The organism is Spirochaetota bacterium, from assembly GCA_004297825.1.
Classification (GTDB): domain Bacteria; phylum Spirochaetota; class UBA4802; order UBA4802; family UBA5368; genus FW300-bin19.
The window spans coordinates 1-16,088 of the sequence record SCSX01000068.1; the positions used below are offsets into that span (position 1 = coordinate 1).

Annotated in this window: 12 protein-coding genes and 1 pseudogene; 3 read left to right on the top strand and 10 right to left on the bottom strand. The window is 48.8% G+C overall.

The features are described 5' to 3' along the window. Window positions 1–43: 43 nt before the first annotated feature. The 7 genes and pseudogenes from EPN93_13895 to EPN93_13925 all read right to left on the bottom strand — a co-directional run bounded on the left by EPN93_13895 (window position 44) and on the right by EPN93_13925 (window position 6,928). Window positions 44–895 (bottom strand): hypothetical protein, encoded by an 852-nt coding sequence (locus tag EPN93_13895; GenBank protein TAL33126.1) that lies wholly within the window; start codon window positions 893–895, stop codon window positions 44–46. Between the two features lie 199 nt (window positions 896–1,094). Then, on the bottom strand, window positions 1,095–1,661 hold the full coding sequence (locus EPN93_13900; protein ID TAL33127.1) for a hypothetical protein: 567 nt from the start codon (window positions 1,659–1,661) through the stop codon (window positions 1,095–1,097). Between the two features lie 163 nt (window positions 1,662–1,824). Continuing rightward, the gene (locus tag EPN93_13905) at window positions 1,825–2,451 is read right to left on the bottom strand and encodes a class I SAM-dependent methyltransferase (GenBank protein TAL33128.1); all 627 of its coding nucleotides are present in this window, start codon (window positions 2,449–2,451) and stop codon (window positions 1,825–1,827) included. Between the two features lie 243 nt (window positions 2,452–2,694). Beyond that, the gene (locus EPN93_13910) at window positions 2,695–4,263 is read right to left on the bottom strand and encodes a hypothetical protein (GenBank protein ID TAL33129.1); all 1,569 of its coding nucleotides are present in this window, start codon (window positions 4,261–4,263) and stop codon (window positions 2,695–2,697) included. Window positions 4,264–4,314: 51 nt separating this feature from the next. Continuing rightward, on the bottom strand, window positions 4,315–5,187 hold the full coding sequence (locus EPN93_13915; GenBank protein ID TAL33130.1) for a hypothetical protein: 873 nt from the start codon (window positions 5,185–5,187) through the stop codon (window positions 4,315–4,317). Window positions 5,188–6,282: 1,095 nt separating this feature from the next. Then, window positions 6,283–6,645 (bottom strand): annotated as a pseudogene (locus EPN93_13920) (DUF86 domain-containing protein). Further along, complete coding sequence (locus tag EPN93_13925; GenBank protein ID TAL33131.1) at window positions 6,614–6,928, bottom strand: nucleotidyltransferase; 315 nt, start codon at window positions 6,926–6,928, stop codon at window positions 6,614–6,616. The pseudogene EPN93_13920 and the gene EPN93_13925 overlap by 32 nt, the downstream one beginning before the upstream one ends. A gap of 408 nt (window positions 6,929–7,336) precedes the next feature. Here EPN93_13925 and EPN93_13930 point away from each other — a divergent pair, with 408 nt between their 5' ends. After that, on the top strand, window positions 7,337–8,533 hold the full coding sequence (locus EPN93_13930; GenBank protein TAL33132.1) for a (Fe-S)-binding protein: 1,197 nt from the start codon (window positions 7,337–7,339) through the stop codon (window positions 8,531–8,533). A 10-nt stretch (window positions 8,534–8,543) separates the two neighbouring features. Here EPN93_13930 and EPN93_13935 read toward each other — a convergent pair whose 3' ends face one another. Further along, window positions 8,544–11,075, bottom strand: coding sequence for a response regulator (locus EPN93_13935; protein ID TAL33133.1), 2,532 nt, complete (start codon window positions 11,073–11,075; stop codon window positions 8,544–8,546). A gap of 249 nt (window positions 11,076–11,324) precedes the next feature. Here EPN93_13935 and EPN93_13940 point away from each other — a divergent pair, with 249 nt between their 5' ends. Both EPN93_13940 and EPN93_13945 read left to right on the top strand, forming a co-directional pair. Continuing rightward, window positions 11,325–12,557 (top strand): MFS transporter, encoded by a 1,233-nt coding sequence (locus EPN93_13940; GenBank protein TAL33134.1) that lies wholly within the window; start codon window positions 11,325–11,327, stop codon window positions 12,555–12,557. Between the two features lie 361 nt (window positions 12,558–12,918). Continuing rightward, window positions 12,919–13,257 carry a hypothetical protein gene (locus EPN93_13945; protein TAL33135.1) on the top strand — a complete coding sequence of 113 codons (339 nt, stop codon included), beginning with the start codon at window positions 12,919–12,921 and terminating at the stop codon, window positions 13,255–13,257. A gap of 227 nt (window positions 13,258–13,484) precedes the next feature. On the opposite strand, the gene EPN93_13950 is transcribed toward EPN93_13945, so the two are convergent. Together EPN93_13950 and EPN93_13955 are read right to left on the bottom strand one after the other, a co-directional pair. Continuing rightward, window positions 13,485–14,222, bottom strand: a complete 738-nt coding sequence (locus EPN93_13950; protein TAL33136.1) for a (2Fe-2S)-binding protein — start codon at window positions 14,220–14,222, stop codon at window positions 13,485–13,487. Between the two features lie 9 nt (window positions 14,223–14,231). Then, complete coding sequence (locus EPN93_13955; protein TAL33137.1) at window positions 14,232–16,076, bottom strand: NADH-quinone oxidoreductase subunit NuoF; 1,845 nt, start codon at window positions 16,074–16,076, stop codon at window positions 14,232–14,234. Window positions 16,077–16,088: the final 12 nt, after the last annotated feature.

Here is a 16,088-nt window from a genome sequence, read left to right on the forward strand (position 1 = left end):
AAAATTAAAAGTAAAGCCTGTGGTTTCCGCAATAGAAATAGATTTAAAACCGCAATTCTGTTTCATTTAGGCGGATTAGACCTGCTTCCGGCTTCCACACGATAGTCTGAAGCCCCAAATCTTTAATATAATTATTTATAAATTCATTAATAATATCGCTTTTGAATAAATTAAAGTGTTCGTCAACTATTTCAAGTGTCTCGACCAAACATTTAAAACCAATTGCTAGAGATGCAGCAGCATTTTCAGGTGATGCATTCTTGAATTGTAATATATTATCAGTATTACTTATTGCTTCGCCAATTCCACCAGGACACCAATGATGCCATGCAGAAAAAGGTCCATATAATTTCAAAAAAACATCATTATTATCTTCTTTGATTATATCACTAATACTATATTTATCTCCAAACCAGTTTTTAAAAAAGGGATCAGTAATATGGGTAAGTCCATTTTTTAATTCAATATATTGTTTCTTCTTTATTAAAAATAATTGATAGATATCGGATAATGATTGATTTAATATAGTTAATTGCTTTTGTTCAACGACATCACCGGATAAAATTTGATTTTTAATTTTTCTCCAATCAGTTATCCAGGAATAAGCTCTCCATTTATACCCTCTTTCTGATTTTTCTTTTGATGCCCAAATTAATTGCGAATATCCCTCTATCATGCTGCGTGCAATTAATGTTGAATCCCAGTGTTGATTATTATTTATCAATATTACCATTGACCGATTATGCTCTATTTGCTTTTCAAGGAAAAAAATACTCATGAAACCAAAATGATCATTTTGAAGTATTTTGAATGAACTATTTATTAAATCTATAGATAAATCATATAGATCATTGTTCCATCGAAGTAACTTTGGTATGTCATGTTTTGCTTTCATCTGTATTGATCACATAAAATTCAGGTGTTCTTTCTTTCGCACAACGTTTCGCAGACAGGCGACGTTTCACCGTAGCGATAGCGAAGGTGAAATGTGGCGAAGCCCAAGCGACCGATAGGGAGCGCCGCGCCTGTTTGCTGTTATATGCCGTGCCGCGATTGAGAGAATGAGTTGCCGCAGCCACGGATGGCGAAGGCATCTACAGATTAAGCTTTTCATGGTTATTAGTAATAAATAATAACTCTTTAGTAAAATTACTTATATGTTTTAAAAATGCTGTAGTGGATTCAATTAGAGGTGGTTCTTCAAAGACATCCGGCGAAATAATTTTTCTTATCCACTCATCATAAAAAAATGCTGTTTTTATTGTGTTATCAAAAAACGGAACCGGTTTATTGAAACCTAATTCTCTATGGGCAGCATAATTATTCCTAAAATAGAGTATTTCGTCCCAATATTTTTTCCATTCATTGAATGTTATGCTTAACTTTTCGAGAAGACCTTTTCTAAAATCCTTAATCATTAAACATTGATCGATTTTATTGATATTTTTCCAATGAGTAGCATTGCAACCATCCGAGCCAAAAACCATGCACCACATTATTACAGCTTGCAACAAATGAGAATCTATCGTCAATGTCCAGAATTCAGATGATATATTAAGTTCTTTATAATTGCTTATGAGTTCTTTATAAATATAATAATGGTAAGCATATGTCTTAACAATGGGAAATTGACTTTTAAATACATCAATATTATAATCCATTATGGCTCCTTTCGCCGCCACGGACGGCGGCGCCATAAAAGTTATCGCGGGATGGCATATAACGTCTCGCCCGTAGCCGAAGTTGCGAGGGTACTCCCGAGCAATTTGGGTGAAGGCGGTACTCCGCCAGAACCGGCTACGGGCTGTGTTAGACGCCGTTTTTTTATTTTATTACTTCAATTTCAGCAAACCAAACGTATAATTTTGGTTTTTCAGTATCAGACAATTTTATTTCTATTTCTTTATGAATTAAATTCTTAATAGACCAGTTATTAGAAAAAGTTTCATTTATATCTTTTCCACTTACTACAGGACCAGCATACTCTGATGATTTTTCAAGGTTTTTATCAGAAAAAGCACGCATAAAAATAGTTGCATACTGTTTGCATGATCTAAATAAAGCATCTGCATATAAATGATAATCTTCTTTGTCAAGTGAATGAAAACAGCCAATGTCAATTATTGTATCAAATGTATTATCATATCCTTTCAATTCACAAATATTACCTGAAAAAAAAGTTGCATTAGCCTGGTTTAATTGTGCTTTTTTTATTGCACGCTCAATTGCTCCTTTTAAAATAAGATCAGTACCAAATACTTTATATCCTTTTTTTGCAAGAAAAATAGAATTGTGACCTGCACCACACCCAACATCAAAAACAGTTCCTTTAATTTTTCCAGAATTTTCTAACTCAACTACCCATTCAAGTGGTTCCTCAATATCAAAAGGATTATTTTGAACTGAATAAATTTTCTCCCATCCTTCTTGATATTTTTCAGAATTTGTCATAAATACCTCCTTAAAAAGTTACTATATTTTATGACAAATAATAATAAAAAATATTGCATTAAATATTAAAAAAAAGCAAAAAAATGGCGTCTAACGTCAAAGCTTACCCGACGTTGCGCCGGCCGTTTGGCGCAATGTGCCGAAGGCCAAGGAGCGCAGCGACGAAGCGGGTAAGCTTAGTTATAAGAAGTGGCGCACCCAATGTTACAATAAGTCAGGCGAATACACGGATGTATGAGCCTGCTAATATACAATTAATTCCAATAAATCAATTCTATTATTATTTGTTAGCATCTCTTTTATTTTGATAATTGTAAGTTTAAATCCATAAGGAATTTCAATTAATGTTACACCATGTTTGACACATAACTCTCTCTTAAGTTTATCATTTTCACGAGTTGTTTTATAATCATACGATCTTCCAAATTGCTCGGATTTATCAATATAATGTTGCATTCCCTGATATTCAAATGCCAAATATAAATCTGGAAAAAATAGATCAAGTTCTAACATATAATTATTCGATTTTCTTAACCATGGGTATCTTTTCCTAATCTCATATTTATAATTAGGAAAGAGATTGATAATAAAATTGATAAATTTGAATTCCTCTTTACCCTTTTTGTCAAAATCAGTTTTAGTAAAAGTACCCGGATAAGCTGCCATTATTGCATCATTAAGTTTGCCTTGATATACCTTTGTAATAATGCTGCTTAACCCGTTTTTGTAAAAATCAAGTGTGCTAACATTTTTAATTTCTTCAAAAGACCAGTAATTTAATTTATTTTGAATCAAATCACGAGTTAATTCGATAGCTTTCCTTTTTCCTTCAGGAGATTTCCAATAATTTTGCTGTACTTTACCAAATTGCCACTCTTCAAACCTCATAGGATAAAGAGCCATAATGGCTTTGGATGGTGAGCCATCAAATTGAATATTAATCATATTTTTAAGATGTTTAGGAAAATCATTTTTTGATAATTGAAGCAATATTTCATCAGAATTTAGATTATGAGCATCGATAAAGTCTTTCAAAACAAGTATACAATTGAGAAATGAATTTTCCCATGTGCCTTGAGATGATTTGTCCCATTCATAATCTTTAATATTTAACTTGGTAATAGTCTTAATAAAATTATGATGTGATTGACCATAGTATTTTAACACTTTGTAAAGATCGTTTTCTTTAAAATCTTTTTCGCTTAATGTAACTATTTTATCCAGTATAGATTCCAAATTATCAAATTTACCAAATTTTATTTCTAGTAAATTAATTAAACCTTTATAGGCTACACTTTTACCTTCTGATGTTTTCCAGAAGTCTTTAGGATGTCGTTTAAACTTCCAGGGTTGTAATTGTTCAGGGAATGTATCCATAAATGCATCATAAACACTATTTCTATAAACGGTTTGTATCATACCGCCCAGACCGATTTTATTAAAATCAGTAAATGTTGTTGAATAGACTTTTTCGATATCTTCATCGAGATATTTTTGAAAAAACCATTTAATTGAAAGTCGTGCATTAAATATTCCTGATTCGCCTTGCCAACAATTACATGGAGTATTCGATAATTCCCATGGATAGGCATATTCCTTTCCAAATACATTTTCAATCATAGTAGCCATGCCACCTTTATGAAAATAAAGGAGACCGGCTAATCCGGCTTTCTTTAAATCATTTGATGTTTTTGTTAGAAAAATATCACGGGAATTATTACATTCTTCAATAATATAAGTATTTAATAATATTTTTTGATTTTCAATTTCATTATAAAATCCATTAGGCATTCTTTTTAATATACCATTCATAATTTGAATTCGGAAATGTGATATTTTTTCTTTTGTGTATTTCATATAAGTTCAAAAATTATACTTCCCTTTTAAATATTCATCAAAATCAAGATAATAAAAAAGATAATTGTTGGTAATTCTAATTAATTCTTGCACATAAATAGAATTATTAAGTTTTGTATTTAAATCATTTCTATTTTTAGACCGACATTTTCTGAAAATGTAACCAAAATGATCAGGCAAAGAAAGAAGTTTGATTTTATTTCTTTTAACAAAAAGCATTTGCTCTATATATTTTGAATCTAACTGTTTACCTTCAATCTCATTTATACCATAGACACCTCTATCAAAAAATGCTAATAATGGAAAATTAATCTTTTCGATTAGTTTTGTATTGAAATAAAATTCGACTACTTGAATAAACCAAAATAATGCTTGAAATTCATGGTTATTTAATCTATTTACTTCAAAATTTAATCTTTTAAGAATTTTTGTTTTTTCATATAAAAAATCTTTATCATACTTGAAAGCTAAACATATTAGTTTGTTATTGATAATAAGGTCAGTCATAGCTTTCATTAAATCCGAGTTTACATTCTTCTCTTTATATTCATCTTTTGCATGAAAACCCTTATGTGAATGATTAATTAAATTTAAAAAATCTGTTTCAATCTTTGTAATAATTTCTTTGGGAACAATGATACCAAAATAGTATAATGAATTATCAATATCATTATTTAATGTATTGAATTTTGTTTCATCAATAAAAATATAGGATTTTATGTTTTCTAAATGGCTCATATTTTGAAATTGTTTTATTCTATCTTTTACCGCGCACGGATGCGCGGTTTTTTCCGTAAAGTTGGGTGCGTCATTTCTTATAACTCCTCTTACCCGCAACCATGCGCCTAATACCTCACTAACACGGTTTATACGCCACATTGCGCATATACCATCATAGTTCCTTCAGCACGCGAGCCTTCCCTAAATCTTCCAAAGCGCCACCATCTTCATATCACTTCATCATGACCGCGGCCTGGTTCATCTTTTCCGGGAATTCTTTGAAAGCTGGATGGCAGGCCCCGGGAAGCGGGAAGCGAAGCAGGGTCTCTCTGTGCACTCACCTTGTAATACAACAATACCAAAGTCAACCGCTTTTACCCCTGCCGCCGATTTCAATCCCATTACTTTTGAGTAGTATCATCCAGAGCCATCCCGACTCGTTCTTGTTTCTGTCCAGCCGCCCTTCGACGGGCTCAGGGGGCGACGTTTGGAAGGTCGCGCTGCTCACAAGTAATCTTCTTTTTCCACAATTCGCATCCATTCGCGGTTCTCAATATTCACATTCATCAGCGTTCCTTCCCGGTTCCCTAAAAGCAAAGCCTTGTGTGCAACACGTCCCCGGAAGCGTGGAAGAGCCCCTGAAAGCAGTACTCGGGGCATCCGAAACAGGAACTAAGACCTAAATCGCCGCGCCAGCGGCAAACCACTTCAGCCCGCTTGTTTGAGGCGAGTCCGGCATAGCCGGCGAGCCGAGTTCGGGCGTCAGCCACTCTGGCGCTTGAAGAGCGGGGAGAGTGGGAGCCACGAGGGAGAGAGGCCACGCAGGCCTTTCTCCCTCGTGAAAGCATCCCCTGCTCAGGGGCACCCCAGGTACGGGACCCGCGGGCCCTGCACCCTTAGCAATTTTCATGCCAACCCCCTGAGGACCCTTTCTCCAGTCTTTCTCCAGTTAAAACCGATTAAACTTTTTCTCCGGAGGCTGATAAATTTTTACAAAAAAGCCCGCTCCACACTGCGAAAATACCTTTTTCCGTTACTGAACAACGGAAGTTTAACCGCGAATGCACGCGAATAAAGACCAATAGACGCGAATATCTTTTTAAAATTCGCGTTCATTAGCGTTCATTCGCGGTTTCCTGAAAAGCAAAGCTTGTTATTCATTAGTCCAATTCGCGTTCATTAGTACTGACAGGAGATTTGCAGGTTTAGCGTGGGATGTATGGCACTCATGACCGGGTTTACTGAAACGGCATGTCAGACGTTGGGGAGATCGCCAAGAATATCCACGATCTCTTTTTTAAGTTCGGGCACCTTATTTTTAACAACGTCCCATATCATCTTGTAATTAACGCCGAAATAGTGGTGAATGATCACATCGCGCAGACCGGCAATGCGTTTTCATTGTATAGCGGGATGCATCTCTTTCAATTCATCCGGCAGATTTTTAACTGCCTCGCCGATGACCCCATGGCTCCTCGCAAAGCTGCGGCGCAGGGTGTCGTCATCTATGAATTGAGTATACTCGATACCGGAAGAATGCTTAATGAGGTATTCGGACTCTTCAAGAATGTGCAGCAAAAAAGTTTTATACCCCTTCAATAAACCGTACCTCGCCAAGGATCTCCGGTGCGATGTGCGGACTCAGCATGTCCTGTGTGACCAGATCGATTTTTGCGCCAAGAATACTCTCCAGTTGCTCGGAAAGAGAGCTCATCGCGTCAAAATACCCCGCGTAGTTCGCGCCGAAAGCGCCTTCGTCGAATTCAACCAGGAGATCGATGTCGCTTCCCTCGCTCTCGTCTCCACGTGCATATGAACCAAACAGCCCAATCTTCCTGACATGATACTTTTCAAGAAGGTGCCTGTGGCGCGCTAGTGTTTGGGCGATCCTGTTTTCCATGAAACTATTCCCCCGGCTCACCGAATCGTTTCAAGCAAGAATGAAACGCGATGAATACCCTGCCGTCTTTCTACATGAAAATAATTATGAATTCAAGCAGTTTTTCTCCGGGCACAAATCTCCCGACGACCGAGAAGTAATAGACACGAATATCTTTTTCGCGTTCATTAGCGTTCATTCGGGGCTCCCCAAAAGCAAAGCCTTTTGATTCAATAAGTCCAGGTGATAATGATCGCCCCTACCTAAATAAGCATCTCCTAATGTCTCCCCTTTACTTAAAGGGGAGATGCCGAAGGCAGAGGGGATTTGCTCTCTTCAGGCAAAGCTGGATTTTGCTGTAGACAACCCCCGATCGTGGTGCTACGCTTAACCATCACCACGTCACAATACCGCGGGGGACCGATAACCATGACCGCACTCGATACACGCCTGAAAGAATACACCGCGCGCTGCAGGGAATGCGGCGAGTGCCTGGTGCGGTGCCGCTACCTGTCGCTTCCGCGCGACGAGGCGGTGGCGGCGATGCGCGCCCTGAACGCGGGGGAGCACTCGGCCGCGCACGAGCGCTGCGTGAGCTGTTACGCCTGCAACGCCTTCTGCCCGCACGACGCGCATCCGTACGAGCGGATCATAAGCCGGTGGAACGCGCGTTATGAGAAACAGGGACTCCCGGTCCGCGCGAAGAGCATGATGCCCACACTGCGCCCGAACTTCAGGCGGGACGTGCGCTACACCGCGCAGGAGCGCGCGCTCCACGAATCCTGGGCATCGCCCGAACCGCCCGCCGATACCGTGCTCTATCCCGGCTGCAACCTCCTGACCATGCCGGGGCTCGCGACCGGCGCGCTGTTCGACAGGCTCCCGGTGTGGGGAGGATGGGACCAGTGCTGCGGCGAGATGTATTTCCGCATGGGGCTCTTTGGCCCCGCGCAGACGATCGCCGGCAGGCTCACGGCGTTTTACAAGAGCAGTAAATTAAAGGAGATGGTGTTCCTTTGCCCCGCGTGCTGGAACATGTTTACGAACGTGCTCCCGGGACATTTTGGCGCGAAGTTCGGATTTCGCACAACGCACTTCGTCGACTACTTCACGCGCGCGCTCGACCGCGGGGAGTTCACGCTTAAGAAAAAGCTTTCGGGGAGCGTCGTCGTGCACGACTCGTGCCACGCGCGGGTTATCGGCGGGGATTTCATGGAGCGTCAGCGCGCCCTGCTCGCGAGGCTGGGGCTCACGGTGCGCGAAACCCCGCTGCACGGCGCCGACGGCCTCTGCTGCGGGATGGCGGCCGGGGCGACGCGCTTCAGCGGCGCGGACATGCTGAAACAGAGCCTTCGCCAGTTACGCGCCCTCGACAAGGCCCCGGGGTCCGATATCGCCCTGTATTGCACGGGCTGCCTGCTTACGATGAATATCGCGCGCCTCATGAAGCCGTATGGAAAGAAAATATTCCACACGATAGAGCTGGTTCGCAGCGCGCTCGGCGAGGATCCGATACGCCATCACGTACGCCGCGCCGCCGCGGTGACGGGAATCATCGCGAGGAACGCGCTCCCGGTGTACCTGAGCCCGCGGCGCTTTTTCATCCACGAGCGCGAGATCCGTTAAGCGGCACACGTCATACGGCCGCGCCTTCCCCCGCGCCGCGGCATACGCGCTCGACCACATCGCGCAGCATCTCCATGCGGTAGGGCTTCTCGAGCACGCCCGCGAAACCGTGTTCCCTGTAGCGCGCGATCACCGGGTCCTTCGAATAGCCGCTCGATACCACGGCGACGATCCCCGGGTCGATCTTCCGGAGCTCCCTGACGGCCTCGCTCCCCCCCATCCCGCCCGGTATGGTCAGGTCCATGATGACGCAATCGAAGGGCGCGCCCTCCCCGCGCGCGGCGCGGTACCGGGCGATCGCGGTATCGCCGTCCACGGCCGTTTCCACGGTGTAGTTCATGCGCCTGAGCATGCGCGCCGCGACGTCCAGCACCATGGGTTCGTCGTCCATGACGAGGACCTTCCTGTGCAGTGCAGGCGCCGATACGCGGTCTTCCTCGGGCTCGCTCGCCGCGCTCCCGGACGCGGGAAGGTAGACGTCGAACCGCGCGCCGCGCCCCTCGCCGGACTCGACGGTGATGTGGCCTCCGTGACGCTTCACGATGGACCAGCTCACCGCGAGCCCCAGGCCGTTCCCCGAGTGCTTCGTGGTGAAAAAGGGATCGAATATCTTCCCGATAATGTCGGCGGGTATCCCGTGGCCGCGATCGACCACGGAAATTTTAAGGTAGTCCCCGTCGGGAAGGGGGACTGCCTTCGCGCCCTCGAGCCTGAAGTTCCCGGCATCGATTCCTATGATCCCGCCCTCCGGCATCGCCTGGCTCGCGTTCAGGACAAGGTTGTGGATCACCTGGCTTATCTGTCCCCCGTCGATGTCCGCGTTGGCGAGCTCGCCCTCGATCGAGATCCGGCACTTCGAGCGCGAGCCCGAGAGCGCGAACTCCGACGAGTCGCGGAGCAGCTCAACCACGGACATGGTCTTCTTGAGGGGTGCGCCTCCTTTCGAGAAGGTGAGGAGCTGCTGGGTCAGGTCCTTCGCGCGCAGCGACGCCTTTTCGGCGTCCCCCAGGAGCGCGTCCGCCTCCCCCTCCGGGCCCGCGGCGAGCCTCGCCAGGGTGATGTTGCCCATGATCGCGGTGAGCAGGTTGTTGAAATCGTGCGCGATCCCCCCGGCAAAGGTCCCCAGGGATTCGATCCGGGACATCTTGAGGAGCTCGGCTTCCATCTTCTTCTTTTCGGTGATATTCAGCACCGAGGAGATGACCATCTTCTCGCCGCCGATCACGATGCGCTCCGAGAAAAAGAGCGCGGTGATAATCTCCCCGGTCCTGATCCGGACGAGGCACTCGAAATTGCGCAGGCGCCCGTCCCGGGTCAGGAACTCCATGTATCGGTCAAACTCCGCCTTCGAGGCGAATATATTCAGGCTGAATATCGTATTCGCAAGGAACTCCTCGCGGGAGTACCCCGCGTCGCGCACGATGATCGCGTTGACGTCCACGTAGCGCCCGTCCACGAGCGAGTTGATGCACATCGCCACGGGGCTCGAATGGAATGCCTTTGAAAAGCGCTCCTCGAGCATGGCGAGCTGATCGCCGGCGCGTTTCACCCCGGTGATGTCTTTCATAATGATGAGCTTGGGCGATCGCGGGTCGCCGCGGCGGATGGAGGACTGGGAGAGCAGGAATATCTGCTCCTCTTCGAGGAGCCGGAGCCTCACCTCCTTGTCGCGATAATCCTCGCCCGGGGAATAATCGGCGTGAAAGATGTCGCTGATATGAAGCACGGGAAGGCCGTCCCGGGTGAGACCCAGCGTCGCGATGGCGGCGTCGTTGATCTCTGCGATGGAGCCGTCGCCCCGCAATATCATGACGCAGTCGTGGATTCCCGAGAAGATGTCCGCGGAAAACTCCTCGACCCCCGGCACCATGAGGCGGTACTTGGCCATCCCGATAAAGATGAACAGCGAACCGAACCCCAGGAGCGAGGACGCGAGGTGGGGAACGGCGTCGGGGCCCCACAGGGCCGATAGTACCATATTAGTGAGGACGCTTGCCGCGGAGGCGGAGAAAAACGCGAAGAAGATGATGCCCAGTTGCTTTTTCCTGATAAGCACCCGCTCCGCGTGCCATGCCCCGGCGACGATAGCCAGCCCGTAATATGCCGGGAGGACGATCGCGGCGATCTGGACCGGAACCAGGAGGGGGCCCGGTTTCGGGGTGGTTCCCCATCCGGTTCGCAGGATCTCCCCGGAAAGGACAAGATTGGTGAAGGCGGAAAGCGCTATTCCCGAAAGCGCCAGGACGCAGAAACCGAAAAATGCCGCGTTGCGCCTCCGACCGACGAATACCAGCGCGAAATTCAGGAAAAGCACCCCCACGGCAAGATAGAGCGGCGCGGTCGCCCGTAAAATTGTGTCGATCACGCCGTCGGGGAGCGGTGACCAGAGGAAAAACTCGGACAGCTCCCACAGGGCGATATCCCCCGCGAAAAGCATGTAGGCGATGGATTCCGGCCTCTTCCGGCTGCGCGCGAATATGAGCGCAATAAGGAAGAGATTAACCGAAAAAGCGCTAAACGGTATGAGTACGTAATAGTTCATAATCGTGACGGTTGATGTCGCCGGGCGGATTCGTTCGCGCGCGGAACCGGGACCCGGAAAAATGGGGACCTCATGACACGAACTTTATCCCAAAAATCGCGTTTTTCAATATTTTGCCGAGCGGCCCCGGCGGCCCCGCCTTTTTATATATTGACAATTTCGCGCGGGCGTTATACACTCTCCGAGTGAGCGCTTACTCTTGTCAAAGCGCGCCCCATCCTCGCCATATTTCGTCGAAAAGGAGATACGATGACTTCCACCCAAGAGCGCCAGTTCCAGGTTTACGGATACCGATGGGTGATACTCGCGGTCTACGCGCTTATCAACGCCGTCATGCAGATCCAGTGGCTCACCTTCGCTCCCATAGCGCGCGAGGCACGTGAGGCGTATAACGCCACCGCGCTGCAGATCGACCTGCTTTCCATGGTATTCATGCTCGTCTTCCTGGCGATGTGCATACCCGCTTCGTATATTCTGGACAAATACGGCATCAGGGTCGGCGTGGGTATCGGCGCGGCCCTCGCGGGCGTGTTCGGCCTCATGAAGGGCGTTTTCGCCGAAAGCTACGCGATGGTCATGGTCGCGCAGATCGGCCTTTCCGTGGCGCAGCCCTTCATCCTGAACTCGATCACCAAGGTCGCGGTCCACTGGTTTCCCATAAACGAACGCGCAACCGCGGTGGGAATCGCGACCCTCGCCCAGTTCCTGGGCATGATCGTAGTGAACATCGCGACGCCGCTCATGATAACACAGACGGGGGGCACCTACGACCTGCAGGGGATGCTCCTGACCTGGGGCGTGGTCTCCGCGGTGAGCGCCGCCCTCCTCATCGTATTTCTCCGCGAGTATCCGCCCACGCACGCGGGCATCGAGGGCGGGGAAGAGCGCCTGCTCACCCTGGACGGTCTCAAGCATATATTCCGTCACCGGGACATGATCCTGGCAATGCTCATGTTCTTCTTCGGTCTGGGGATATTCAACGCCGTGGCCACCTGCATCGACCAGATCAGCGAAATAAAGGGGTTCGATATAGAGCAAAGCGGGATGATCATGGGGATCATGCTCATAGCGGGAATAATCGGGGCGATCATATTTCCGCCCATTTCGGACAAGCTCCGCAAGAGGAAACCGCTCCTGCTTCTCGGGGTCATGCTCCTGACGCCGGGTCTCGCGGGGATGGCGCTCGCGGACTCCTATGTCTTCATGCTCGTCGCAGCGGGCCTCGTGGGGATGTTCCTGCTCGGCACGGCCGGACCAATCGGCTTCCAGTACGTCGCCGAGGTGAGCTACCCGGCGCCCGAATCCCTGTCGCAGGGCATCGTGCTCCTCGCGGGACAGATATCCGGCATCATCTTCATCGTGGTCATGAACGGCATGGGGATGATAAGCTCCCTCTTCCTGTTCACGGGCCTGGCGGCGGTCACCATCATCATCGCGGCGCTCATGAAGGAATCGCCCAGGATACTGACGGCCTCCAAATAGATGCACGCGGCCGGCGGCCATCGCCGGACGCTTCACCCGAAACGCGCGACGCGCGGGACCTGCGGCTCACCGCTCCCCGCGCGTTTTGCGTTCAGGCCTCAAAATTATTGACACGGACCCGTCAGGGGTCCATACTCCGGGCAGTCCCGTAAAAATACCGCTTACAGGTTCATTAATTTCCTTACGTACAGCGGCCCGGGCCGGAAACCGCCCACACGTGCGCGTTAGACGGTAATGCGGTCATAGCGGCGCAGGCGCGGGGGCCGATAGGTTCCCGCCCGGTATCATGCCGGCCTGCAGGGCGCGCCGGGCGGCGGCGGGAATAATGCCGGTAAATCCGTATACAGGCGGAGGTTTCGCGATGACGCATAACGAACAGCAAAACATCGATCTCAACCTCGATTTTTCGGCGATCCGCGACCATGCCGATTACCAGGACCTCTGGAAGCGTATCGGGAAAATCCGGATCACGATGGTTGGGCAGCACGAGGAATGCCGCCACGCGCTGGGCGACAGCTTCGAATACGAAAACCCGTACAAAAAACCGGAGGGCGTGTGCAACGCGCTTCTGCACGTGCTCGACCTCTACACCTGGCGCGTCGCGCTGGGCTTCCCCTCGTGGAACGGCGCGGACCGGCGGGTGCACCGGATTCACTGCCCGGACGCGAAGGGGACGGTGTGGGAGATGAGGAAGGTCTGATTTGCGTTCCTTATGCTCCTGATCGACCTCGCTTCACGGAAGCGGGGATGAGGAGATAGGGGCAAAGGCGCTGGATTACGTGCCGAAGGGCGTCCAGATAAAAGTCATCGCGCGCTCGCGGGACAAGGCGCAGGTGGGCGCGTGGAACAACTACTGGTACCTGGTGAACGTGGGACCGGTTTCGGAGGTATGGATGTTCGGGGAGTTTGTGAAGGTGAAGTGAGGGATCATCCCTTCTGCCGGTGATCAGTGCACCTGTCGAAAAACGATCTGTCTTTTCCGGTTTTATTAACGATCCAGTCGATCTGAGCTTCGGCAATGTAGGGTGTGTTGCATACTATACATCGCTTCATCTTAAAGCTTTGGCCCCAGATATCCCTTGTGTCGCCCGAGTCAATAAGGGAAATGGAATTCGTCGGACATCCCAGGGCACATGCGCCGCAGGCTATGCAGGCTTTGCTGGGCTGATCGAAGGGAGTGCCCGGAATCTTCGTCTGGCCGCGATGGTTCATGGCAATGGCGGAGGCACCCACTATTTCGTCGCATATTGCAACACAGAGACCGCAAGCTATACAGGTATCCTTAAATTCCGGATTGTCGCATGAGCCGCCGCTTTCAGTTTCGATTCCGTATTCCTCCGCCAGTTTCCTGACTTCCGGAGACCGCGGCGCCCTTGTCAGCATGATTTCCAGCACGCCCTTCCTGAGTTTTCTGATCAGTGCGGTATCGGTCTTTATGGATATACCGTCTCGCGCCGGATAGTTGCAGGACGTAACGACCTTCATCCTGCCTCCCTGGTATGCTTCGACAATGCAGATGCGGCACGATCCGCCGCTGCTTTTTACGTCGTAGTTGTTGCAGAGGTGGGGGATCGATATCCCGCTGTCGAGGGCGGCATACAGTACTGGAGTATCCTGCCGGCAGGTGACCAATTTATCGTCTATGGTTATGGCAACGGACTTCATGGTTATCTCCTATGCTACCTTTACCGCGTTAAATTTACATGCATCCATGCACATGCCGCACTTGATGCATGCGGCCGCGTCTATGGAATGGGCCGTTTTCTTTTCCCCGGCAATACAGTGCTGGGGACATTTCTTCGCGCACACCATACATCCGGTGCATGCGTCCGCGTCAATGCGATAGGTAATCAGTTCCTTGCACACTCCGGCGGGGCAGCGTTTATTCAGGATATGTTCTTCATACTCATCCCTGAAATACTTTATTGTGGAACGGACAGGGTACGGCGCCGAATTTCCAAGGCCGCACAATGCGGTGTGGGTGAGCACTTCGCAGAGCTCTTCGAGCTTTTCTATATCGCCATTCTTTCCCTTTCCCTCGGTGATATCAGACAATATTTTCTGCATGAGGGGAAGGCCGTCGCGGCAGGGGAGACACTTTCCGCATGACTCCTGCGCGAGAAACGAAATAAAATATTTTGCCACGTCGACCATGCAGGTGTTCTCATCCATTACTATTATTCCGCCGGAGCCCATCATTGACCCGACATCCCAGAGGCTGTCAAAATCGATCGGCGTGTCCATCAGTGCAGCGGGTATGCATCCGCCCGACGGCCCCCCCGTCTGCACCGCTTTGAGCGGTTTGCCATTGAGTACCCCTCCGCCTATTTTTTCAACCAGGTCGCGAAGGGTGACACCCATGGGCACCTCGACAAGGCCGGTATTGTTTATCTTTCCCACGAGCGAGAAAACCTTGGTCCCTTTTGAACCTTTAGACCCGCATGACGCGTACCAGTCGGCTCCCTTGACCATGATTATCGGTACGTTGGCCCATGTTTCCACGTTGTTCAGAACCGTCGGTTTTTCATAGAGTCCCTTTTCCGCGGAACGTATGTATTTCGCGCGCGGCTCTCCGACCCTGCCTTCGATGGAGTGCATGAGCGCCGATGATTCTCCGCACACAAAGGCTCCGCCGCCACGGCTTATTTTAAGATCGAAAGTAAAGTCCGTACCGAGTATGCCTTCCCCGAGAAGGCCTTTCTCCCTTGCGGTGAGTATTGCTTTTTGCAGATGATCGACGGCCAGGGGGTATTCGTCGCGGACGTATATGTAGCCTTTTCTCGCCCCGACCGCGTACGCGCCTATGGTCATGCCTTCTATAACGGAAAAGGGGTCCCCCTCCATGATGGACCTGTCCATGAATGCGCCAGGGTCTCCCTCGTCGCCGTTGCAGATTACGTAATAGCTGTCGCTCTTGACGGATTTGCTGGAACGCCATTTTTTGCCGGTGGGAAATCCCGCACCCCCCCGTCCGCGAAGGCCCGATTTATCCACGGTTTCGATTACCTTATCAGGGTCGGTTTTCAGGGACAACTCGAGGCCTTCATAGCCGCCCTTTTTAATGTAATCATCGAAAGAGATTGGATCGATAGAGCCGATATTCCGGAGGGCGATTCGCGTCTGGTTGCGGTAAAACGGTATTTCGTTATAGCGCGAAATGAATTCTCCCGTGGTGATGTCCCTGTAGGTGAGGCTCTGTACGATCTCATCGCCGATAACGCTTTTTTCGACTATTTCAGGGACGTCTTTGAGTTTGACTTTGAGGTAAAGTACATCGGTCTTTTTTATTACGACCAGCGGGCCGTTCTCGCAAAACCCATGGCATCCGGTTTTTTTTATTCCGAACGTAACCGCTCCCTTTAGTCCATGTTCCTCAAACGATTTCTGAAACGCTTCGGCGATCAGTTTCGCGCCATTGGCTATACAACCGGTGCCCGCGCATATCAGAACATGGGGCTCGCAGTCCGTGATCGTATCAATGGTTTCCCTGTATGATTTAATTGAAGATATTTTGTCCATGGCTTGCCGTCT

What these genes read in the sequence shown, in the direction of transcription:
- EPN93_13895 (TAL33126.1), bottom strand. Translation starts at nt 895, where the DNA reads ATGAAAGCAAAACATGACATACCAAAGTTACTTCGATGGAACAATGAT.
- EPN93_13900 (TAL33127.1), bottom strand. Translation starts at nt 1,661, where the DNA reads ATGGATTATAATATTGATGTATTTAAAAGTCAATTTCCCATTGTTAAG.
- EPN93_13905 (TAL33128.1), bottom strand. Translation starts at nt 2,451, where the DNA reads ATGACAAATTCTGAAAAATATCAAGAAGGATGGGAGAAAATTTATTCA.
- EPN93_13910 (TAL33129.1), bottom strand. Translation starts at nt 4,263, where the DNA reads ATGAATGGTATATTAAAAAGAATGCCTAATGGATTTTATAATGAAATT.
- EPN93_13915 (TAL33130.1), bottom strand. Translation starts at nt 5,187, where the DNA reads ATGTGGCGTATAAACCGTGTTAGTGAGGTATTAGGCGCATGGTTGCGG.
- EPN93_13925 (TAL33131.1), bottom strand. Translation starts at nt 6,928, where the DNA reads ATGGAAAACAGGATCGCCCAAACACTAGCGCGCCACAGGCACCTTCTT.
- EPN93_13930 (TAL33132.1), top strand. Translation starts at nt 7,337, where the DNA reads ATGACCGCACTCGATACACGCCTGAAAGAATACACCGCGCGCTGCAGG.
- EPN93_13935 (TAL33133.1), bottom strand. Translation starts at nt 11,075, where the DNA reads ATGAACTATTACGTACTCATACCGTTTAGCGCTTTTTCGGTTAATCTC.
- EPN93_13940 (TAL33134.1), top strand. Translation starts at nt 11,325, where the DNA reads ATGACTTCCACCCAAGAGCGCCAGTTCCAGGTTTACGGATACCGATGG.
- EPN93_13945 (TAL33135.1), top strand. Translation starts at nt 12,919, where the DNA reads ATGACGCATAACGAACAGCAAAACATCGATCTCAACCTCGATTTTTCG.
- EPN93_13950 (TAL33136.1), bottom strand. Translation starts at nt 14,222, where the DNA reads ATGAAGTCCGTTGCCATAACCATAGACGATAAATTGGTCACCTGCCGG.
- EPN93_13955 (TAL33137.1), bottom strand. Translation starts at nt 16,076, where the DNA reads ATGGACAAAATATCTTCAATTAAATCATACAGGGAAACCATTGATACG.